A 21,367-nucleotide genomic window follows, 5' to 3' on the forward strand; every position below is an offset into this window, starting at 1 on the left:
GAAGCAAGTTAGCTTCGTGCCCGATACAATTTACGCCGCGATCACTCTATTTGTAATAATCTTTGCTATTGCGGGGCTATTTATCACAAGATTTAGTGGCGGTATTGTTCGCGAAGTAGTAGCCGGAAAAGTCTCAATTCCACGTACAATTTACATGCGCTATTTCTCGACGTTAACCATTCTATTTTTCTTACTTATGCTTATTAGAGGTGGGTTTGTTGCACCCAACATAAACCTTCCCACTGAATACCTGTCTTTGGGCGTATTGCTACAATCTTTAATCGTACTATCGGCCACAGTGAGCATAGGGCTATCAGGCTTTTTCATACTGATCACTACAGTCACTATGGTCGTGCTCATACCTTTTGCGATATCAGTAAACTATGTGTTTGAGTTTGTCGCGATTGGTATATTTATGATGATGACCGGGCACCATATCTCCGTATTTGATAGTAAGCTAGCGACGCACTACAACTTAGCGACTAACAAAACATGGCACACAGCCGTCACCGTACTGAGAATTGGCATCGGTCTACAACTCGTTGTGTTAGCTTACACAGAGAAGATTGCATACCCGGGTCTGGCTCTGGTCTTTGTCGAAATGTTTCCGTTTTACAACTTTTTTCCTTCTATCGGATTAGCTGAAGTAACCGACCTACACTTTGTTTGGTTTGTTGGGTTATGTGAGCTCGTTTTAGGGCTTTTCCTGATGTTTGGCTTAGCCAGTCGCCTAACTATTATCATGCTAACTTTCGCATTTGTGACAACAGCGGTAATCCACGGTGCGCATGAGATAGAAGGCCATTTGCCAATCTTTGCTGCTGCAGTAATTCTACTGTTCGAGTTGAGGACAAAGTCCCCTCAAAACTTTGCCGCACGGTTACGCCCTCGCTTTAGCTAAACAATCCATACTCACCAAGAAGTGAGACTGAATTTTCTCCCTTTAAATGTTTAAGCCCCTCAATTGAGGGGCTTAAATGAATCCAACCGTTATAGTCTATTTTTTTATATTTTCAGCTCATAGCCTTTAATCACATTGATGCCTTTTAGCACACTCCATTCAATGTTGTTCGCTAAACGAATAGCATTTGAGTGTGATTCAAATTTATCGTGTTCATCTGGCATATAAATACCAATTCGATATGAACCACTCGTTAGGTTGGAAATGTCATGTTTCGATGTGAGTTGTATTCCAACGCCTCGCCATTCGAGTTGTTTCAAGTCAAATGACTCTTCACCACTGAGCACTGAGCTCTGCGAAACAGGCAGATTGTTTGCATCAAGAATACAGGTATAGACTCGCCGGCTTTTACTTACACCGGATATACCATCATTTTGAATAGAGAGGTCGATAGAAAGTTGGGGGTTTTCATCGGATTTCACGTTAATTTCTAGCAAACGATAGCGATACCCTAAGTGATCTTGAATAATGTCGTAGCAGTTTCTGTGGACGATACCTCCACCAGTATTTTTGAAATAGTCTTCGTCAAACAACAACGTTTCTTGCTCGATCATCTGCTCACGGGAGACAAATTTCCCTTTCCAACTTTCAACATTGTATGTGCGGTTATGAGAAAGACTAAACGCCCCATAATTGTGCCTGAGTAAACGCCTAAATACGTCATAGCCATCTAGCAGAAAATTTAAATTCCAATGATTCCCTTCCCCAAAGTATGGCATTTCGCCATCAACATGAGTGTATACGCCCTCCTCCATTACTTTTACATCGTCTTGGCTATTCTCTGTCCAATCATTTCCCCCTGCTCCTTCATGCAAATCTAAAGTAAAGAATCCATTGTGAAAGCCAGCGCGTGCGTAACGTTCTGGTATGAAGTCACACATTGCTTTGTATTCATAGTGCCTAAAGGTTATTTGAAAATCTTTCGGTATGTAATCGAAGAAAGTATTCATCATCGCACTTACGGCTTCAGGGTAAGTCTCGTGCTTGTAATAAGAGTGGTGCCATTCGCCCCAAGCCCCAATAAACGCTGATTGGAATTGAAAGATAACATCCTTGTTTCGCTCAAATACATTGCTCAATTGCTTTATGTGCCTTTGTACGTCCTGAACTTTATATGGAAGCATACCGCCTTCACTCGCAGTCATTCCTTTGTCGTACGCAAAACGTAGTAAGGCCTTAACCCCAGCAGCGCGATAGCAATCAAGAAGCAAATTTATATTACTGATCGCATGAGCAGGTATATCTCGGTCATAATACTCCGACAAATATATGTAGGTTTGAATAACAGTGCCACCATACTGTCGTAGTAAATCTATTTTTTCCGGCAACTCATCCAAAACAAAATATCTCTGCCAAGGTTGAGTAAGGTCACTTGCATTAGCGACCAGCTCTAATCGGAACCCACGCTCCGGATTAATAAGAACTTCTTCTCCGGCTCTTAAGCCTCGGACCTTTAATTTGACTTCTTTCATCTTATCCTCACTTCATATAATGCACTTACAGGCTAACAAAGCGAATTAAAGCCAAATGAGAGTGAGCTTCCAAAGTTTTATCGGTTTAGATTAAACCGATCGGACAAAAAATAGTTTACATATAACGGTATGACTCTTCATTTATTAATCATAAATTAATCACCAGCAGGACGGCATAGGTACTCTATACCATCACTTAACATCAAATAAGCACGCTCGCTTGTGACTATAAACTTGATTCTGCCATTAGAGTATTGAGCTTCACCTTTCTCCGTTTTATCAATTTTTTGAAGCCAAATTTCTTCATCAACCCGAGTTGGATCTTCTTTTGAGATAGGATAAGGATCGAATGCATAACCAGAATAGACGCGATAAAGGTTCTGGCCCCAAAATTCATAGTCATCAAAAAACAAATAGGGATGCCTCTCTACATCACATCGGTAAGCGGGCAGAGGAGAGGCATGTACTGTATTTATTACTGAAATAAAAGCTAGGAATAATGAAAAGAAAATGGGAAAGCGCATATTATTATCTCAATGGCTATAACAACAATAGAAAAGGGTTATATCAGTGCAGACATATATAGATGAGATCATGCTGCCTGAAATATCGGATATAAAAAGGGGCAGCGGAAATCCGACTGCCCAAGGCGCAACTAGCACGCAGTTGCTTAAGTGGTAAAACAAAAACTCAATGGCTTAAAATAAATGACCAATTTCTTCTCGGTCGCCAATTACAGGCTCAGGAGGAGGTGGTGGAGGTGTTACTATTTCATCTCCGTCAGTAATTATCTTCGAGAGGATTTCATAAAACTCGTCAGTTGTACTCACATTAAATACATTATCATCACCCACACATATTTCTAGTGATTTAGAGGTATACCAGTCATCCTCGTAATCATACCTAAACGCATATGTCTCAACGTTCAAATGCTCTCTAATATGCTCACATAGGCCAGCCGAATACAAAGATTCTGAATAGTTAGAATTCTTGTTTGGATGGTTATCATCACCATCGCTCAAAATCACCATGATTCTTCTAGACTCTCCGGCCGGAAGCCTATTCATTAACTGAGCAGATCGAATTACGCTATGATAAGAACCAGTTTGATCTCCTTGCCCTCCAGAGTTAGAAAAAAAATTACTAAAATCAGAGCTCATAATGCGTTCTCCAACAGGAGTAGGTGTACCAGAAGACTCACAATAACTGCTATCTTTCTCTATGAAAGTTTTATTAATAACCGACTCATAGTCATTTGGGTAACCTCCTGTTTGATCCATTCCGCAAGCCCTATCCCCATCAGTAGGCACAGCCGCTCCAACGCCTGCAAATGAGGAATATCCTACACGGTGCTCTCCTTCACTCGGCTCCATTGATACAAGTAAGTCCAATATTTTCTCAACTTGCTCTTTAAGGAGATCCTTTTTCGATGGACAATTCGGAAAACAAGCTATCCCATCCCCTTCAGGAAACGCCATCGAAACTGAAAAATCTAAAGCGAATACTAGATCTATAGGCGGGTTGTCGCCAGGAGGAGGCGGTGGTGGGTCAATTGGTGGATCTATTGGCTCGATCGGAATCTCTTCTTGCTCGACAATTTTCCTCGCAATCGAACCTCCTGTAGCAGTATAAGTTTCTCCTAATACGTTATTCGCCGAGAACCAGGTGTTATTTTCAACTTGCGCTGCTAAAGTATATTGAACAAACTCATCGCCATTTGAGTCGCACGCTGGATTTTCTTCGCATTCCAGCCTTTCAATACCGTTAGGCTGCGTTTCAGCACTAGGTAAATAGGCTTTTAAGTATTTATCTGCAGTATCAATATTTACCGCTTCATCCGTTGAGTTTTGCGCCGTTAAAGCCAGCGAAGCGACTTCAGAAGCTTCTTCGATTCTAGCTTTATCTTGCATCGCTTTACTGCCATCGACGCCGAGTGCGAAAATACCCAAAAGCAGCGGGAACATCAGCATAAACATCATAGCTGCATGGCCTTGCTGTCGTTGTATAGATTGGTTCACAATCTGCCTCCTACCTTGATGAGTTAATTTGTTTCAGGTTGGTTATCCGCTTCGCTGTTAAGCAACACTGTCACTTCGGCTCTTCGGTTCTTTGCACTGTGTTTAGGGTTACTGTTTTCCAATAAAGGCTCTTTCTCACCTCTGGAAGAAAGCTGAAGTTGCTTTTTATTTACCCCATGTTCTGCTAAATAGTTAGCGACCGCTTTTGCTCTTTCAAAACCTAATTGATAATTATATTTATCGCTGCCCTCTGAATCGGTATGGCCAACAATGGAAATGCTATCTACCGTGTCACCCAGTTGAACGGTAAATTGTTTAAGTTGTTTTTTGCTAGCATCAGATAAAGCAGCACTATCAAATTCAAATTGAGTGATATCAAATTTAACTTGGGTGACTCTCGCATTAACAATTCCTTGAGTCGGTTTTTTTGTATCATCATCTTGAATAGATTCGCACTCTTTCCAACCTTGGCTTACAGAATTTAATACATGAGTGTTTGTTCTATTACCGGAATCGGATTGTATATATTCGAATGCACCTTGTCGGTTATTGATTGTTACTGAATCGCCAATTTGAACACGGTGAGTTACCCCGTTTTCTACATAGCATTTCTCTTGTATTTTTACTGTATCAACGTCATCTATTTGGCTCGTCCACCCAATTACAGGCGTAACAATCCCCACAAAGAGCACTATCTGCTTCTTCATATTTATTTCTCTTAATAAGTCGTATTTGTTATTTACTAAAAATTAGGAATACTTTACCGGCCTAACATTACCGATGAAGAGGACACTTCACTATAATTCTGGCCTAAAAGGCTGCCGAAAATATTCGGTGTGTCGTAGCACACGGTCACTCGGTAAACACTAGCCTGCCTATCCCATGTGGTAACTACCGAAAGATCTTCTAAATCCCCCCCTCCGATTTCACAGCCAGAGCCGTATGTTCGGTGTTCTCCAGACTCACCAATATCCGAGAAAGTTAGAGACTCAACTACAACACCTACTTTACTACTCGCTGCATTTCCAGCCATTCGAGTCAACGAGCTTTTTGCAATTCGAGTAATTGAGTTCGCTTCAGCACTTGTGACATCGTAAACCTCTTTTTCATACAATTGAGTGCGCTCTTTTAATACATTCACCAGTGAGTATGAAAGCCTATCTAGCTTTCCCTTGTAAGACATTTTAGTGACAATATCGGCACCAAACGCAAACAGTAAACAAAGCACAAAACCCATAATGGCAAATTCCAATACAAAGGTGCCTCGCTGCTTAGATATCGATTTCGAACGCATCTCTTTCATACTCCTGGATTACAATGACTTCACGTTTAAGCAAACTGGTGACATCAAATAACTTCGAAAATATCGTCGAAAAATCATAAGTTAAGTGGTAAACCGCAATTGAACTGTTGGCAGCATTGCCGCATGTTGCAACCGAACTGCTTCCACTGCATCGGCCAGTGTAACTTTCCAACGCAGAAACAGAGCCTAAATATTGGATTGATAACTTATATTTCGAACGATCGAGCACCCCTTCCCAACCACTGGTGTGCTTTTCTACAATATCGATAAAAGTAGAACCATACTCACCTTCTCGAATTTTGCTGTCTCCTGCTGCTTCGGCAATAATGAGGTCATTGGTTGCCGATATAAAAGACATATAGCTGATTTCAACCCAAGCCATCAATACCAACCACAATAGGAAGAAGCCTAAACAAAATTCAAGAGAAGCTATAAAGCCTTTTTGGTTTGAACGACGCATTTTTCTTAGCCCTGTTGAAACTTCATTTCCAGTTCTTGCATGGTTTTATACATTTTCTTTACTTCCGAGCTGCTATATTCAGAAGATAAAATACTTTTTACTTTCTCAAACTCTCCGTTTTTCGATAGAGCGATGAGTAAATTTGTTTTCACTTTTGCGTCTGGTTCCGAGTGATAAATCGGTGACAGAAGATCGACAGCTTTGTGGTAATCCCCCCCTATCATTTCTAACACAGCCAAATTATTTTGAGCTTCTACTCGGCTACCATTCCCTCGTTTTGATAGCTCAAAGTAGTGTTTAGCGGTAATAAAGTTTCCTTCGCTAGCGTACACCACTCCTAAGTAATTACTTATTGCAGCGTTTTGCTCGCTTTTAAAATACGCTTTCTCTGCATAGATTATTGCCTGATCTGAGTTCTCTAGTTCAAAGTAAGACTTTGAAGTTAAGTACAAAGACTTAGGTGTCACCGCATCCTTGGAAATGTTTTCCAAAGTATGTAGAGCCGATTCAGGATCACCATAATTTAAATAAGCCTCGGCTAAGTTTTCCAGGTTAATCGTAGAGTCATCTTCTTCTACTTTATGCTTATAAAAAGTAATCAACTCTGCATTATTATCGGTACTCTTAAGTAAAGATTCACGAATTTGCTCGCTACTGTATTGATTTGCAGATGAACACCCCGTTAACACTAAAGCGACTACTGCAAGTTTTAATATATTCTTAAACACCTAATACAATCCTCATTACGCCAGGAGCCGCAACTAAAATAACGACTGGCATTAAAATAAATAAAATAAGGGGTACCGACATTTTTGCCGATAGCTTGCCGATTTTCTCTTCTAGGTTAAGCATTCGCACTTCGCGAATATCCGAAGAAAGGTTATCTAACATGTCACTGATCGAACTACCGTACTGAAGACTTTGCTTTAGTGTCATAACAAAACTTCTGACTTCGCTAGTCGGTACATCTTCGTAGATTTCATCGAGTGCTCTAGGTAACCCGATAACTCGCGACCTACTATTCACCTTTGTTAATAGTTGGGAAACATCCCGATCAAATCCTTTCATCTCTTTGGCTAAATGGCCCATTGAAGACTCAATGGTCATACCGGTTTGCACACAAACGGACATTAAATCAATAACATAAGGTAGTTGTTCGGATATTTTTTGCTGCAACGCTTTAGCGCGGCGATCCAGTATTGTTTCAGGAACTATGACAACAACAATTACCCACAACGCACCAGCCGTAACTTGGTTTAATAGAGTAAGATCGGACAACACCAGTAGCTGTGCTAATACACCACCAACAAGTATCACAAGTTTGATTGGCATGTATGCGTCAGCCAAGCGTGAGTTATAAATTCCAGCCGCATAAAACTTACTGCGATTTTCATCCTTATTATTAGAAACCACGCTAGGAAGCATTCTTGATAACTTATCTAAATACCTATCGATACGGTTATCACTTTTACTTTCTAATAATGAAAACTTGCGTGCTTTTTGCCGTTTTAATAAAGGAGCAATTGTTTCTTTGAGCATCCCAATCACACCTACGGTGATAGCAACTAAAGAAGCAAATATAATGAGTTGTGAATCCATTATTTGACCCCGCTCAGTAGGCCACGAATCACTAGCATCCCTATAGCAACACTTGCAACAACATAGTACAGAATCGGTTTTCCTGACGAGTGGAACATAACAAACTCGTAATCTGCTGGGTTAGTGAATTTTTGCATGAATAAGAAAATAAAAGGGATTGCCGAAACAATCTTGGCGGACATTCTCGCCTCAGAAGTCATTGCCAATTTTTTCTTTTCTATCGCCCTGGTATTAAACAACTGCCGATTCAATTTCTTTATCACATCCTTTAATGGCCCACCTCGTGAAATGTTAGTATTCATGGTGATCACAAAGAATAAGTAAGTCGCATACGGGAAACGTTCAGATGACTTGTAGAAAACATACTCAGGTGGCTCACCTAACCTCAATCGCTCACCCATTCGCTTAAACTCGTTCCCAACGACGCCATCTAAATTATTTCCAACAAATATCACCGAATGCATCAAACTTTCGCCTGAACTGATCGCTCCCGACATAGTATTGAGTGCATCTGGAAATTCATCATTAAAAGCCTTCTCTTCACGCTTTTTTAGCCATTGATAGATAAATACAAAGCACACAACCATAGTGATAAGCGACGATTGTATTACTCCGACGGGGAAAAAATTGTTGTTGATAAATACTCCACCAACGACTGATATCAGCGCAGCAACCAAAATCTTTAAATGCGCCCCATCTCCAAGCCTTCTATGAGTAGCACTTAACGCTGACTTAAGCCTTGCAATCAGGCTTTTGTCGTCCATTAAAGCTGTTAGATCAACTGCCTGCTGTACCGAGTCTTCATCCGCCACCAGTGAATCAAATACTTTATCTTTTGCTTTTTTTTGCTTATGGGTATCAATTAGCTGATAGATCAACCATCCACTCCCCAAAAGGAGCAATAGAAACCAAATATTCATAGCGCCGCCTCATGGAAAGCTTGAGTCAGCTGATTATCTAACCCAAAGAAGCTTGCTTTCTCTACTAACACGGAACTTTGCATTAGTCCATCAGTGACAAAATCGCCTTGCACTTCCCCTGCACTACTGTTGCCACTCAATTTAAACCGGTATATTTCCTCTAGTGTTACATTATCCCCTTCGATACCAACGACTTCTGTAATGCTCATTACTTTTCTTGAACCATCGTGTAGTCGGTTGACCTGAACAATCAAATCCACCGCGCTGACGATGGTGCGCTTAATCGCACTTAACGGTAAGTTACTCGTCGCCATCATCACCATAGATTCGACACGGGCGATAGCATCACGAGGGGAGTTGGCATGTAAGGTAGACATTGATCCATCATGCCCGGTATTCATCGCCTGCAACATTTCAAATGCTTCACCGCCTCGGCACTCACCCACTACAATACGATCCGGTCTCATACGCAGAGAATTGATCACGAGATCTCGAGTATCAACGCCACCATCTCCCTCTAACCCAGAAACTTTGGTTTCTAGCCTTACCACGTGAGGTTGCTGTAAGTTAAGCTCCGCTGCGTCTTCTATTGTGACGATTCGCTCTTGGTGAGAAACATATTGAGACAGCGCATTCAACATGGTGGTTTTCCCCGAGCCAGTACCACCTGAAACGAGTATGTTCAACCTGCATCGAGCAGCAATTTTCAGAATTAGTGCCATTTGCGGACTCATTGCGCCAAAGCCTGTTAGCTTGTCGAGATCCATACGGCTATTTTTAAATTTACGGATCGACATAGAAGTACCGTCAATTGCAACTGGCGGTATAACGATGTTGATACGGCTTCCATCAGACATGCGAGCATCACAAGTCGGAGAGGAGTCGTCGACACGACGTCCTACTTCGGCTGCTATTCGTTTAGCGATGTTAAGCAGTTGATAACCATCTATAAAATTGACTTCTGTTTTTTGAAGCTTACCCGCTTTCTCAACAAATATGTTGTCAGGCCCGTTTATCATAATGTCACTGATGTCTTCATCATCCATCAGCCCTTGTAAAGGGCCAAAACCATGCAACTCATCAACTAAACTATCTACAAACTCGACCTTTTGCTGTTCTGTCGCCGCCCAACCTTCTTGGAGAATAACACCATTAACCGCTTGAGCTAGCTGGATCTTTAACTGCTCGGTAGTCACGTTATTTGCTACTTCCGCATCTATCGCTTCAAAAATCTTTTGCCTGACATTAAGGAAAACTGATTGATAAGCACTCATATCACTTCCTTCTTAGTAGCTTTGTTAGAAAATTGTTCTGGTGGAGGCGTTGCTCTCCTAGAAGGAGTGAAACAAAATCATCAAACTTTTTGCCAAAAGTATTTTTTAGTTTATGGACTTCGACCCCATCAATAATCTGTTGAGCAATACCTTGATCAAATGGCAGTATGATTTCAGCGTTTACGCCGAGGTGCTGGCTAACCTCACTCACATCAACAGTTGCACTTTTTTGCGGTCGAACATAATTGACGACGGGAATAATGCGTAACTCCGATTCAGGCGAAAGTACGGTTTTTAATTGTTTCTTCGCCATTCTCAAACTGGATACTGTCGGTTCGATAACAAGTATCAAAATATCTGTACTGTTCGACATATGATTAAGCATAGAGTCACTAAGAATTGATGAAGAATGATCCTCAATAACGAAGTTGAAACCCTTGTCCAATATAGACACCAAGTTTCCGATGGAGTCTTGATACTCTTCGTAGTTAGTATGCTCATTTTCTAATGAAAGAATCGAGCACGACGAATTGACTCTAGTTGTCATACTCATGGCATAAGACAAATCGAATTCTTGCTGCTCTTCTTGAGGCATAGATGTTCGAGTAAAGTTCTTTAGCCCCAGCATTATGTCTAGGTTGCTACCTTGTATTGAATGGTCGACAATTAAACTTGAGATCTTTCTATTGCTCGACAACTCCTGAGCGAGCAACGACGCAATAAGTGTTGCCCCGACTCCCCCCTTACTCGGCAATATGTGAATTCTTTTAGCCAATCTTTCTGCGTTAAGAACTTGGCCTACTGGGCGCTCTGATGTGATGCTGTCTACAAGCTTTACAATGTGTTCTTCTTGATTAGGCCAAAGTAAGTAATAGAACCCCATTCTGTTCAGTTTTTCTACCAAGCGTAATGAGTCAACCTTACCAATAACGAGTGCTGGTATACGGCTAGGCAAAAAATGACGCACATCCTCTAATTCCGCAACGTAGTCAACCGCCTCAGTGAGCTCCAGGATGATCAAAGAACATTCTTTGTCGAGCAACGACTGACGAATAGTTTTAATGCCAAACTCTTCCGCCTCGGGTGATTCCTTTCCATTAAAGCGAAATGCTTTTACGATAGAATCACTGCACGATTTTGACGTATAAAATACATGTATATTGTCGTTTGCATCTTGTTCAAACGTTTCTATATCATTTTTAAATATGTCAAACATGTTAATTCTCCACACTCGGTGATAGAGGTTCTTCGCCGTTAAGCATCCGTTGAGTGTTGACCATCGACTTCCAGCGCAATCCTTCTGAACTGCAACCAAATTCGGACTGATATTCGCCAAACTGACTGTATTCACACAGTTCGGCAACTACCTTATAAGTTGTTGTTGATAAAGTAATATCATCAACATTAACTTTGTCATTAGATGAACTGGTAAAGATCGCTTTGTTGGTTAAACCTAGCCCTAAAAGCTGCTGCTTTATCGAATTTAGTCGACGTTCCTCTAACGAAATGTGGTGGGTAATTGTCAAGCCATGTTCATTGATTGAACTTTGGTATCGTTCAACAAAAGCCTCAATTTTTTCTTTTGATTCCACTACCTCAAAGCGCTGTGAATAAGTCACTGGGTAGACATCTATAACACTGCCATTTCGAGAGTCTTCGACTTGAGAACAACCACTGACTAACAGCACTAAGAAAAGGTATTTGGTTATCTTACTCATCTTTAAATCCCCCAGTAGAAAGTAACTCTTCAAGCCATTGGTCTTTTGCCTGGAGGTAATCATTTTCAACTCCGAAGAATCGTTCCAGCGTAGTGGTTTCTTGGATCTTTGGTAACTGAATGTCTGCTGTGGCAACAGGTTTTACTAAATTAACGGTTGCAACAATAATCAGCTCAGTTTTGTTTCGTTCCGTACTGCTATTTCTAAACAGGCTTCCGATGATTGGAATGTCACCGATCAGCGGGATCTTGCTTAGGCTTTCTCGGTTTTCGGTGTTAAGTAACCCACCTAAGATGAAACTTTCACCATCGGCTAATTCTACTGTTGTTCTCGCTTTGCGGGTTTTAAGTGAAGGCAAGTCATACTCTTCATTAGAATATTGAACATCTAGTGAACTGACTTCCGGCATCAAGGCGAGAGAGATTTTGTCGTCTTGCTTTACTTTTGCGAGTAGGTCTAAGCGAACACCAAACTCTTTGTACTCAACATTACTTGCACCGTCTATCGTGGTTACTACTGGTAATTCACCACCAACCAAGAAGCTAGCACTTTCGCCCGACACAACAGATAGGTTGGGCTCAGCCAAAACTTGGCCAATACTTTCATCACCAATTGCGGTAATCACGCTAACAATATTAGATGCACTAATATCCAATAGCGGATTAACAAACACGCCAGCAATCTGGTCTGGGGTACTATAATCTGCACCAATTTGCTCTAAAAATGATTGAGAAACCTCTGCAATCGATAATTTAACGTTAACCTGTTTTGTTACTAGAACTTCAATGTTATTGATGACATTGGCGTAGGAGCGTGATTCCATAAATTGAGCCTTATGCTCGGTATTTTCTCCCGTTAGCACAAACTCATCGATAGTTAACTCTTTAGCTAGTGACTCACCAACCATGGCATAAATGCCATCTTTTTCTCGTTCACTGTAAACCGACCCAGTCAAGACAACCAGTTCGCCGATACTGGAGATTTTCACGTTGGCATCTGGATAAATGGCTTTAACCAACGACTCTAGTGATGCCATGTTTTTATTGACGGTGATCTTACTACTACGGATGGTTTGGCCAGCATCGTTAAAGATCATAAACGATGAAGTGCCAACTTTTTTACCATAAACAACCACCTTCTTATTATCTATGACTTGATAATCGGCCACTTCTGGATCAGAAATAAATACAGAGCCTATATCCTGGCTGGTAATAAATTGCTCTGATTGCCCTTCAGAGATTACGATATTTTTTGCCATACTTATAAATGGAAATAATGACAATACAATGAGTACGATATACTTTTTCATACGGCTAGTTCACCTCTGTTCTAGCGGCTCTGTATTCCTTTATCGCCTTAAAGTTTTTAACAACATCCCCTGAATCTGCATAGATGACCTCATCACCATACGGGGAAGATGCTTGAATAAATAAGTGAGATATGACTTCCGCGAGAGCAATTTCTGTTGCTTGTTGTTTTGTTAATTCAAGAACTACAACGGATTTTGATTCAGAACTTTTACTTCTGTTTTCTACTTCGTTAGTACCTTTTTCTACTTTTAATACTTTTATATTTCTTAAAACATCGGAAATCGAAGCTGTTTTTAGCGCATTACTGCTATGATTACCTCCAGCAAGAGGGCCTGGACCACTTTCTGTTGACATAGCTAACACGTCGACGAAGCTTCCCACCGAGATTACTCCACCTTGTACTGCGCTATTTGCCACCTCTAGTGGGTAAGGAATAGAGCCGGTTTTAACCGCAATGCGAACATAGTCTTCATCATCGGGGTTACTGATATCGGTTTGCCTCACCAAAACACCTGATTCCAGTGTTTTTCTAGAGACAGAGCCTGGCGCGAGTTTTATTTTCTCACTTTCACTAAAACCTTTTTCATTAGCCTCAGTTTGCTTAAGAGTGACGACTTTAAAGTCACCGTGTTCCAAAGTTTCTCCTTGAGATACGGGCTCAAGTAGTTCATAAAATGTGAATACTTCTTCGTGCTCAGTAACCACAGCGCTGTCAGCTTGCTGGGTATTTGTTGATAGATTTTGTGACACACCGTATAAGCCAATCCCTATCACCAATACGGAAATCACTATTGAAATTCTTGATTTCATTTTCCACTCAAAATAGTTAATACGACACCAAAATTCGCGCCTATTGATATGGCGATCCCATAAGGCACACCATAATCTGCTGAAAAATAGCGATTATAATTATCAAATTTATCAAAAATATATTGAGATAAAATTAACACTAATCCCAAAAAAGTTATGATCGATAATACAACTGGAATAAGATCTGGTTTAATAGCCAATGAAAAAGCACTAAGTAATTTTGCATCACCAGCTCCCCAAAATCCGAATGTAAAAAGCAATATCCCCATTAGTAAAATAATTATCGAATGTAGATAACTTGAGTAATTATCACTATAAATCATCAGTATAAGACAAAGAACAAATACTATTACTGATTGCCTATTTGATATTTTTCTATGTACTACATCCGTATAGCACACCCATAGTGATATGGTGGACAATACTGCCCACCAAAAAATTTCCATGTGCAAACTTATTGAGTACTACCAGCGTCATTAATGTTTGTCACAATTTTATCCAGCGCACCTTCAAGAGCACCTTCCAAACCATTTTCTCCGTAGAAAACCGTTGAAACAATCGCCGTAATTGCCACACCGATAATTGCATATTCGATAGCGGTTACACCACTCTCATCATTTACAAATGAAACATATGTATTAAGTGCTTTTTCTTTAATTTTAGAGAACATTATAATTTACCGTCTTTGTTAAAATCTAATTTCGTGAACTTCGTTCAACAAGGACATTATCTATAATTTCCATCTAACAAAGTCAGAGAAAATCAAATAATAAAAATATAATGAAAGCAAACAAAAATCACAATAACTCCTTTAATACCAACAACTTAACAAGAACAAGCGAACAAAAAACACAATAAAATTCAAGAAAAACCAAATTCATACCAAATAAAACCCAATAATCACCACTACCGAATCATTATCGACAATAAAATCACAAAATCATTATAAAAAGTCAGCCCAAAAACCATCAAATAGAAACGATAACAAGGTAAAAATACGATCAAATATATGAGTGACAATAAAATCACACATTATTCAGACCTTAATTGCGGTCCTTAAGGTAGGTTTATATCTCAGGTTAGTTATGGAAAGGAGAACCCATGAAGAATATAGTAGCCATCACCATTCCTTGGCTTCAAGTGATGTCAGTTGGAAGTGGTATCGAATTCGGGGCAGTATTAGCAGTTCAAGTTGGTTTAATTTGGATACTTATAAAATAAAAATGGCCGACTAATAAGTCGGCCATTTTCATGCAGCTAATTGAGTTAAAGTTTCTTTATTGTTCTTATTCCTTTGGCTATCAAATAGAAATTTAATATATACATCTCCACTTAAATCCCTATAAACCTCATATCCAAGTGTACCCATTTCACTTCTTTCAAAGTTAAAAGCCTTCATTAGTTTCGTATTTTTTGATATGGACTTTATTGAACTTTCTATGATTCTTCGAATAAATGTTCTAGGGACCTGATATGTTGGTTTTTCTATCTTGCCATCTTCTCCAAACACTCCGTACATAAATTGCAGTTTTTCTATTGGGAACAATTTATCTTTTGAGCTCTCGGACAAATAACATAGCAATTCATAAGTTCTCTTAGTGTGCATATCGGTAAGAGATAAGTATTCTTTGTTATCAATCTTACAGGTCGATTCATATTTAAAGTCAACTTCTAGCATACATGCGAACATAGCACTGAAAGATGCGATGAGTTGGTTGTCTACATATTCAATATGATCGAAAAACTTATGAAATACATACTGGTCTTTTGTTTCTTCAATGCCGAAGGTGGCCTCTTTCAACCTATTAACAGGATCGGCAATAATATTACTTATATGACGACGCCCTCTATCAGCGAGAAAATACTCTAACTCAAAGCTTTCTACGACTAGTTGAGAAGTAAATTCAGACGTTGATAGTTGACCTTTACTAAATAGATATTGAGCTTTGGTAAGCAAAATCGCTACAACATCAGCCATTCTTGGGCTCATCGAAAAACTGGCTTCAATTAAGAGTTTAGAGCGTACATGCTGTTGAATTGCAATTGCATCTTCAGGACTAAGTAACATTCTGCTATGAATCATATTTCATCGGCCTCTCAATTAAAATCGACGTAATTATGGAGGTCATACCAGAAAAAGTAATTAGTGGTTTTCCGAAAAATTACATTTTCATCACTCTCGCAACGCTTCGATCTCGAATGATGATTCTGATGAAGTTGAAGCTAAAACTAAATCAAGCAGCAGCTACTGCTTTAGCCACCCGCAAGTAATTACGCTACAAACTTGTATTTAACGCACCTTGGAAGATGCCCAGATGCAACCCAGGCTCTTTAGCCATAAATAAAGAACATAATGATCAAAAACGGTGCGGAGTTAGCTTGGCTTGCTGATGTTGAACGCAAACCGAAGAAAACGATTGAAGTAGTACTTACAAAAGGCAGGTATAAAAAAGGCTCCCAACCATTGGGAGCCTTTTGCATTACAAATTAGTGTATACGTATTACTTCACTAATCATTACTGTGGGTTCAAGCCTAGAGTTTGTAGAACCAGTTTGAAGTTGTCTTGGCGCTCTTTCACGGCGTGAACTTCACCACTGATTGGACAATGGCTATCTGGACAACCGCGGTTAACGATGCCTGAGATTGCGTCGATGAATTCTGTACCTTGTAGGCCGCCATCAACATACTTCTTCAGCTCAGTATGGTAGTTCCAGCTTGCGTAAGGACCACCTTCATCATTGTATGTCTGTACCGAAGACACCCAGTAGAATAAGCCTGCAATCCACTTAATCTCTCGGTTCTCTTCTGAGCTACAAATCAAGCCAGGGTTAGAACAGAAGTCGAGATCAGCATACAGTGGGTTTGCTGGAGGCGCTTCTACGACAGTGCCATTAACCGTTGTACCAATTGTATCTGGGTCAACATGTGAACGGCCCATGAAGTGGTTAAGCGTACCGAAGTTTTGGCGACCTGTGGTTTGGATAACACCACGACCCCACCAGCCACAGCCTTCTACTGTGCCGTTAGTATCGCTGCCATCCCAGATAAACTTACCTGCTTTCTGGCCTTCGTAGACTTTACACTCGCCACGTTCCCAAACTTGCTTAGAAGTATCTACGCTTGTTGGTACTTCCATACAGTGGCCATCGTTCGTCCAGCGGCCTACATTGCCATTAACCAGTAAGCCTTGCTCTGCAAGAACCGTATCTGGTGCTGCAAAGATAGGAGCTGGAGCACCATACCACTTAGCATTAGTTAATGCTGTCACTTCCATCTTAGGATCGCGAGGACAAGAGTACGGGTGGTCGATACCTGTATTTGGATCCATACCGTAGTCGGCGTACTTCTGTCCTAACTGGCCACAGCTCGCAGTCATAGGGTAGTTAACCGGCGCACCGTAACGAACTTCAGACCAGTTATTCTCGTCACACGCGTTGTAGCGAATCGTTTCTTGCATACTTTGTGACAAGAAAGCAGCGATAGCGACTTTTGCGTAAATGGCGTTGGTTGCATCATCAACTGAATCATCAAGTAACCAGAACGTATTCCCTGCTACGCCAACGTTGTGCATTGAGTTTAGACCCGCTAGGAAATCGGCCCATTTGTACACGGTTGATGGCGCCCATTGCGCTTGAGCAACTTCATATAGGAACGCCTGATTGTTCATCGCATTTTCTGCGCTTGCTAGCTCAGCATTCAATGAAGCAATTCGAGTCAGAGGCCCGTTCTGTACGCTTTCACCTACGTAGTAAAGAGGTACTGTTTCCGTTTCGTAACGAGCAATCTTGGCATTGAGATCTGCACTGTCAGTGTCGAACAAAATCCCGAAGATATTACTGTGTGCCGCTTTGCGAATATGACGGTCACCAGATGTATTACCCAAGAAGTAGCTCGCAGCTTGCAAAGTTGGGATTGAAGACAGTAACGCCGGAGTTTTGATGTAATCCGACACTTGTTTTACATACTCTAATGCGTTGTGCCATTGCTCACTAGTTAGTGCAGTCGTTGCGGCGGATTTAGTAAAGGAAACAAAGTCGGCTTTGTTCGTAGAATCCGCTTTATACAGCTCAAACGAAGACAACAGATCCGAAGATGCACCAGAAGCCGCGTTCCATACCGCTCGTTTACCTGAATGAGTATCGTAGGCGAAATCACCAATACTTAGTGTCCAGCCAAATGTTGCCTGTGGAGCAATAGCCGAGATAACTAAGTTATGCGCTTGTGCCCAACCTTTAACATCATCGGTAAGGCTACTGATAGCATTCACATCGATCTTACTATGTGTACCAGTCGCATCTACTGCTGCGGTCAACGCTTGCTGAACGGCAACCGTGCCGATAGCTGCGCCTTTATCGGCCGTGGCTACGTCGAGTACGTCACTGCTGATAATGATTGAGGAAGTACCTGCAGCATCAGCTGCTTGAATCAACGCCACAAACGCATCAGTCAGTTTTGTGATATCAGAAAGGTCTTGGCTATTTGCTGCATTCACCGTAGTAGTCGATGGTGCGTCTAAACTTGCAGGGCCCGCGACCACAAAGTTACTTGGCCAACCGCTGACTTCTAGTCGTACTGGATCCATTGGGTTCGGCAATGTCAGTGCAGTACCGCCACCTGAAGGGGTGCTGTTACAGTCTAGGTGGTGGCCCCAACTACTATCGCTACCTGGAACTGAAGATGTCCACCAATTCGCTTTATAAGCCACATCGTCGTTGACCATGATGTCACCACCCGTTGCATGGTCACCTTGAGTCCAGTTTGGATAGACATTGAACTCAGCACAAGCACCCACTCCCGGCATAGGATCTGGGTCTGGTGTTGGATCTGGGTCCGGTGTTGGATCTGGCGCGGTACCACTCACTAACTTCCAAGGTGAGTCCCATTCGTTCGCGTAGTTATCTGTAGGGCTTTGGCCTGCGTTAACCCACCACTTGGCTTCATACGTATTACCATCGATAGTGACCTGTTCGCCACCGGAGTAGGTTTTGGTTGAATCATAAGGTTCAGCAGCAAACAAATGGCCACTTAACACTATGCATGCTAAAGACACTGCTATCTTGTTCATCCTAAACATAAATTTCCCTTCTAGTTATCAATTTTCTAGTCTTGTTTCACGTGTTGATAAAAATTAGATGCTTTTGAATTTATAAATAATCATCTAAAAATAAGTTAGCAGCAATCGATACATAATTTTAACAAATCATCGTCAATCATATCGATATGCGGCAAATATCACGCAAATTTGAGAGAATTTTGCCCAGTTAGTTATCGAGTTAAAATAACGTAAGCATTAACTTGCACATTGAAGAGAAAAATGGTGCGAGGTAGATTCAATTTAGATTCGAGCTAATATCTGAACCAGCATCACAAACTCTTTTAAAACAAAAAGTTAGAGCAGTAAAATAATTCAGAAAATGCGGATGATAATAGGAAGTGTTCTAACTAAAAATGGGAAGAAAGTTGCCATTATGCGTCGGTTAAAACACGGTATTTCGACTTCAAATTAAGGAAGGACACCAAAATAGCGGCGCGGGCACATCGATTTAGAGGCTTCGCTAGCTCTGTTGCAAACTTGTTAACAAAGCCTCATCTATCGTCTCTGCTATGGCGGAGCACATTCAAGCTTATAGACTTTTGTACGGCTACGCTTTCTTAACGTATTTAGCGGTAACTAGCATGTCTCCAGCACCGTCCAATTTACAATCAAGCTGATGGTCCTTGCCATCGTTGATTCGTTTGATAACAGCTTTAGTACCAATCTTTAATCGAATAGATGTACCTGTCACTTTCAGGTCTTTAATAAGAGTCACTTTGTCCCCTTCAGCCAAAACCGCCCCATTTGCATCTTTTACAATCACTTGGTCTTCGTCGGGCTCAGATGGATTCCACTCGTAAGCACACTCAGGGCAAACAAGGTGACTTTGATCTTGGTATACGTATTCAGATTGGCAGTTTGGGCAAGGTGGAAACGACATAATTCTCTTTCTAATTCAATAACGTTATGGCTATGGTAGTCGCTCTTCTAGGCATAGGCGAGCAAAATTACGAGTTACAATGATATACGTGAGATCGTTAAGGTAACGGCCTGAGTTTCCTTGCAGGATTGCCTGCGTAGATACCAGGTTCAGTAATGTCTTTCGTTACAACACTGCCCGCCCCAATCACCGTGTGAGCGCAAATTTTCACCGCCAAAATCGTCGCGTTTGATCCAATAGTCACACTGTCCGCAATCTGGGTTCTTCCCCAACTCTCAGGGTTCGGGTTTGGCTTACCACCTTTGAAAAGATCATTGGCGAACATGACACCATGACCAATAAAGCAATCTTGCCCAATCGTCACGAATTCACAGATAAATGCATGAGACTGTACTTTCGTCCTTGCGCCTATGGTCGTATGCTTTTGGATCTCAACAAACGGACCAATAAAAACATCATCTCCCAACGTGCTGCCATAGACATTAGACGGCTCAATGATAGTGACGCCATCTCCACATTCAACGTCGACAACTTTCGCTTTTAAAATTCTGGGTTGTGGCATATCTGCTCCTCAAATAAAAACACGCCACCGTGACGTTTGCCACCAGCAGCGCGTTTGCGTTACTTCTCTATACGCTAGGAATCAAGCGTTATTCAAAAATTGGCGCGTCGTAATCATGCCCTTCATCGGTATAAGCAGTCACGATGGCATCTTCCACCAATCCAGTTTCGGCTTGAACCTGGGTTTCAAAAAAGTGTTGGATTTGTTTACGACGGCCATGTGCTGACCAAGATTCTGCATCCTGCCAAATTTCGTTGAATACAATTGGATATTCAGTACGAGTGGCACTTGGGTGATCAATTTGACGTGTCAGAGTATATTGAATGCAGCCCTCTTCACGGTATGAATCTGGCTCTAGTGCCTTCAATATTTCAAACAGTTCTGCTTCCTTACCTGATTTAGGCTTGAACTGTGCCAATACGTAAACTCGACTTGTCATAAGGTTTCCTTTCCATTGGTTGATACAGGTCGATGTTAATCGAACCAAACAGAAAAGCATGGGAAATAACAAAAAGTTGAGACTCTGATGCCTATAAACGACGGCTAGCAAAAATAATCAGGCTTATTGATAGGATTGTAGGGAAACTGGGTGCTGTAGAAGGATATATAATAGCAATACGCGGCATGCTTTCACCGCGTATTGTAGGATTTGCTTCGCTTACTTGTAGTAGGCTTCCACTTCACCTTTTAGCTTAATCAGCATCGGATTACCGTAGCGGTCTTTCGCTTTAGGAGATGGAATTTTCACCCACCCTTCACTGATGCAGTATTCTTCTACGTCAGTACGCTCTTTGCCGTTTAGGCGAATGCCAATTTGATGCTCGAAGCACTCAGCAACAAAGTGAGGGCTGCGAGAATTACCTGATAAATGATCTGGCAAAGCCGGTTTTGCGTTTGTATCGGTCATGTTAGAGATCCAATCTAAATAGAGAGCCCGCATTGTAGTCAATCGTCCATCCAGCGACAAGAAGCACTCATCATCAA

23 protein-coding genes are annotated in these 21,367 nt (G+C 41.2%); 1 reads left to right on the plus strand and 22 read right to left on the minus strand.

What is annotated here, in order from left to right:
* The first annotated feature begins 16 nt into the window (after positions 1–16).
* Complete coding sequence (locus tag ACXABW_RS08765; RefSeq protein ID WP_457522224.1) at positions 17–901, plus strand: hypothetical protein; 885 nt, start codon at positions 17–19, stop codon at positions 899–901.
* Between the two features lie 104 nt (positions 902–1,005).
* Here ACXABW_RS08765 and ACXABW_RS08770 read toward each other — a convergent pair whose 3' ends face one another.
* The 22 genes from ACXABW_RS08770 to ACXABW_RS08875 all read right to left on the minus strand — a co-directional run bounded on the left by ACXABW_RS08770 (position 1,006) and on the right by ACXABW_RS08875 (position 21,290).
* The gene (locus ACXABW_RS08770; RefSeq protein ID WP_457522226.1) at positions 1,006–2,433 is read right to left on the minus strand and encodes a DUF4874 domain-containing protein; all 1,428 of its coding nucleotides are present in this window, start codon (positions 2,431–2,433) and stop codon (positions 1,006–1,008) included.
* A gap of 155 nt (positions 2,434–2,588) precedes the next feature.
* Complete coding sequence (locus ACXABW_RS08775) at positions 2,589–2,957, minus strand: hypothetical protein (RefSeq protein WP_457522228.1); 369 nt, start codon at positions 2,955–2,957, stop codon at positions 2,589–2,591.
* Between the two features lie 174 nt (positions 2,958–3,131).
* The gene (locus ACXABW_RS08780; protein ID WP_457522230.1) at positions 3,132–4,451 is read right to left on the minus strand and encodes a TadE/TadG family type IV pilus assembly protein; all 1,320 of its coding nucleotides are present in this window, start codon (positions 4,449–4,451) and stop codon (positions 3,132–3,134) included.
* A gap of 23 nt (positions 4,452–4,474) precedes the next feature.
* On the minus strand, positions 4,475–5,158 hold the full coding sequence (locus ACXABW_RS08785; protein ID WP_457522231.1) for an OmpA family protein: 684 nt from the start codon (positions 5,156–5,158) through the stop codon (positions 4,475–4,477).
* Positions 5,159–5,211: 53 nt separating this feature from the next.
* Entirely contained in the window at positions 5,212–5,745 is a 534-nt protein-coding gene (gene tadF, locus ACXABW_RS08790; RefSeq protein WP_457522233.1) for a tight adherence pilus pseudopilin TadF, read from the minus strand.
* Entirely contained in the window at positions 5,723–6,214 is a 492-nt protein-coding gene (locus ACXABW_RS08795) for a pilus assembly protein (protein WP_252027431.1), read from the minus strand. Before ACXABW_RS08795 ends, tadF begins: the two co-directional genes overlap by 23 nt.
* A gap of 5 nt (positions 6,215–6,219) precedes the next feature.
* The gene (locus tag ACXABW_RS08800) at positions 6,220–6,942 is read right to left on the minus strand and encodes a tetratricopeptide repeat protein (protein ID WP_457522235.1); all 723 of its coding nucleotides are present in this window, start codon (positions 6,940–6,942) and stop codon (positions 6,220–6,222) included.
* The gene (locus ACXABW_RS08805; protein ID WP_457522237.1) at positions 6,935–7,813 is read right to left on the minus strand and encodes a type II secretion system F family protein; all 879 of its coding nucleotides are present in this window, start codon (positions 7,811–7,813) and stop codon (positions 6,935–6,937) included. The genes ACXABW_RS08800 and ACXABW_RS08805 overlap by 8 nt, the downstream gene beginning before the upstream one ends.
* Entirely contained in the window at positions 7,813–8,733 is a 921-nt protein-coding gene (locus ACXABW_RS08810) for a type II secretion system F family protein (RefSeq protein WP_457522239.1), read from the minus strand. Before ACXABW_RS08810 ends, ACXABW_RS08805 begins: the two co-directional genes overlap by 1 nt.
* Positions 8,730–10,007: a CpaF family protein gene (locus ACXABW_RS08815; RefSeq protein WP_457522241.1), complete on the minus strand. Its 1,278-nt coding sequence runs from the start codon at positions 10,005–10,007 to the stop codon at positions 8,730–8,732. Before ACXABW_RS08815 ends, ACXABW_RS08810 begins: the two co-directional genes overlap by 4 nt.
* A 1-nt stretch (position 10,008) precedes the next feature.
* Complete coding sequence (locus ACXABW_RS08820; RefSeq protein WP_457522243.1) at positions 10,009–11,223, minus strand: AAA family ATPase; 1,215 nt, start codon at positions 11,221–11,223, stop codon at positions 10,009–10,011.
* Between the two features lies 1 nt (position 11,224).
* Positions 11,225–11,725 (minus strand): hypothetical protein, encoded by a 501-nt coding sequence (locus ACXABW_RS08825; RefSeq protein ID WP_457522244.1) that lies wholly within the window; start codon positions 11,723–11,725, stop codon positions 11,225–11,227.
* A complete protein-coding gene (locus tag ACXABW_RS08830) occupies positions 11,718–13,034 on the minus strand; it encodes a type II and III secretion system protein family protein (protein WP_457522246.1) in 1,317 nt (438 codons plus the stop codon). The genes ACXABW_RS08825 and ACXABW_RS08830 overlap by 8 nt, the downstream gene beginning before the upstream one ends.
* Before the next feature lie 4 nt (positions 13,035–13,038).
* Positions 13,039–13,845: a Flp pilus assembly protein CpaB gene (gene cpaB, locus ACXABW_RS08835; protein ID WP_457522248.1), complete on the minus strand. Its 807-nt coding sequence runs from the start codon at positions 13,843–13,845 to the stop codon at positions 13,039–13,041.
* Entirely contained in the window at positions 13,842–14,291 is a 450-nt protein-coding gene (locus ACXABW_RS08840; protein WP_457522250.1) for an A24 family peptidase, read from the minus strand. The genes cpaB and ACXABW_RS08840 overlap by 4 nt, the downstream gene beginning before the upstream one ends.
* Positions 14,292–14,299: 8 nt before the next feature.
* Positions 14,300–14,515 (minus strand): Flp family type IVb pilin, encoded by a 216-nt coding sequence (locus tag ACXABW_RS08845; RefSeq protein ID WP_457522251.1) that lies wholly within the window; start codon positions 14,513–14,515, stop codon positions 14,300–14,302.
* Between the two features lie 579 nt (positions 14,516–15,094).
* The gene (locus ACXABW_RS08850) at positions 15,095–15,928 is read right to left on the minus strand and encodes a hypothetical protein (protein ID WP_457522253.1); all 834 of its coding nucleotides are present in this window, start codon (positions 15,926–15,928) and stop codon (positions 15,095–15,097) included.
* Between the two features lie 433 nt (positions 15,929–16,361).
* Positions 16,362–18,920: a cellulose-binding domain-containing protein gene (locus tag ACXABW_RS08855; protein WP_457522255.1), complete on the minus strand. Its 2,559-nt coding sequence runs from the start codon at positions 18,918–18,920 to the stop codon at positions 16,362–16,364.
* A gap of 568 nt (positions 18,921–19,488) precedes the next feature.
* On the minus strand, positions 19,489–19,821 hold the full coding sequence (locus ACXABW_RS08860; RefSeq protein WP_457522257.1) for a zinc ribbon domain-containing protein YjdM: 333 nt from the start codon (positions 19,819–19,821) through the stop codon (positions 19,489–19,491).
* A 97-nt stretch (positions 19,822–19,918) separates the two neighbouring features.
* Positions 19,919–20,383: an acyltransferase gene (locus ACXABW_RS08865; RefSeq protein ID WP_457522259.1), complete on the minus strand. Its 465-nt coding sequence runs from the start codon at positions 20,381–20,383 to the stop codon at positions 19,919–19,921.
* 88 nt (positions 20,384–20,471) lie between these two features.
* Entirely contained in the window at positions 20,472–20,822 is a 351-nt protein-coding gene (locus tag ACXABW_RS08870; protein WP_457522261.1) for a putative quinol monooxygenase, read from the minus strand.
* Positions 20,823–21,041: 219 nt separating this feature from the next.
* Positions 21,042–21,290, minus strand: coding sequence for a DUF3297 family protein (locus ACXABW_RS08875; RefSeq protein ID WP_252027446.1), 249 nt, complete (start codon positions 21,288–21,290; stop codon positions 21,042–21,044).
* Positions 21,291–21,367 lie beyond the last annotated feature (77 nt).

It is taken from the genome of Vibrio paucivorans (genome assembly GCF_054053395.1).

Excerpts from the sequence above, each read along its gene's own strand:
- cpaB (WP_457522248.1), bottom strand. The coding sequence starts at position 13,845 with ATGAAATCAAGAATTTCAATAGTGATTTCCGTATTGGTGATAGGGATT.
- ACXABW_RS08865 (WP_457522259.1), bottom strand. The coding sequence starts at position 20,383 with ATGCCACAACCCAGAATTTTAAAAGCGAAAGTTGTCGACGTTGAATGT.
- ACXABW_RS08830 (WP_457522246.1), bottom strand. The coding sequence starts at position 13,034 with ATGAAAAAGTATATCGTACTCATTGTATTGTCATTATTTCCATTTATA.
- ACXABW_RS08860 (WP_457522257.1), bottom strand. The coding sequence starts at position 19,821 with ATGTCGTTTCCACCTTGCCCAAACTGCCAATCTGAATACGTATACCAA.
- ACXABW_RS08805 (WP_457522237.1), bottom strand. The coding sequence starts at position 7,813 with ATGGATTCACAACTCATTATATTTGCTTCTTTAGTTGCTATCACCGTA.
- tadF (WP_457522233.1), bottom strand. The coding sequence starts at position 5,745 with ATGCGTTCGAAATCGATATCTAAGCAGCGAGGCACCTTTGTATTGGAA.
- ACXABW_RS08870 (WP_457522261.1), bottom strand. The coding sequence starts at position 20,822 with ATGACAAGTCGAGTTTACGTATTGGCACAGTTCAAGCCTAAATCAGGT.
- ACXABW_RS08815 (WP_457522241.1), bottom strand. The coding sequence starts at position 10,007 with ATGAGTGCTTATCAATCAGTTTTCCTTAATGTCAGGCAAAAGATTTTT.
- ACXABW_RS08785 (WP_457522231.1), bottom strand. The coding sequence starts at position 5,158 with ATGAAGAAGCAGATAGTGCTCTTTGTGGGGATTGTTACGCCTGTAATT.
- ACXABW_RS08850 (WP_457522253.1), bottom strand. The coding sequence starts at position 15,928 with ATGATTCATAGCAGAATGTTACTTAGTCCTGAAGATGCAATTGCAATT.
- ACXABW_RS08795 (WP_252027431.1), bottom strand. The coding sequence starts at position 6,214 with ATGCGTCGTTCAAACCAAAAAGGCTTTATAGCTTCTCTTGAATTTTGT.
- ACXABW_RS08775 (WP_457522228.1), bottom strand. The coding sequence starts at position 2,957 with ATGCGCTTTCCCATTTTCTTTTCATTATTCCTAGCTTTTATTTCAGTA.
- ACXABW_RS08845 (WP_457522251.1), bottom strand. The coding sequence starts at position 14,515 with ATGTTCTCTAAAATTAAAGAAAAAGCACTTAATACATATGTTTCATTT.
- ACXABW_RS08825 (WP_457522244.1), bottom strand. The coding sequence starts at position 11,725 with ATGAGTAAGATAACCAAATACCTTTTCTTAGTGCTGTTAGTCAGTGGT.
- ACXABW_RS08875 (WP_252027446.1), bottom strand. The coding sequence starts at position 21,290 with ATGACCGATACAAACGCAAAACCGGCTTTGCCAGATCATTTATCAGGT.
- ACXABW_RS08820 (WP_457522243.1), bottom strand. The coding sequence starts at position 11,223 with ATGTTTGACATATTTAAAAATGATATAGAAACGTTTGAACAAGATGCA.
- ACXABW_RS08855 (WP_457522255.1), bottom strand. The coding sequence starts at position 18,920 with ATGTTTAGGATGAACAAGATAGCAGTGTCTTTAGCATGCATAGTGTTA.
- ACXABW_RS08840 (WP_457522250.1), bottom strand. The coding sequence starts at position 14,291 with ATGGAAATTTTTTGGTGGGCAGTATTGTCCACCATATCACTATGGGTG.
- ACXABW_RS08810 (WP_457522239.1), bottom strand. The coding sequence starts at position 8,733 with ATGAATATTTGGTTTCTATTGCTCCTTTTGGGGAGTGGATGGTTGATC.
- ACXABW_RS08770 (WP_457522226.1), bottom strand. The coding sequence starts at position 2,433 with ATGAAAGAAGTCAAATTAAAGGTCCGAGGCTTAAGAGCCGGAGAAGAA.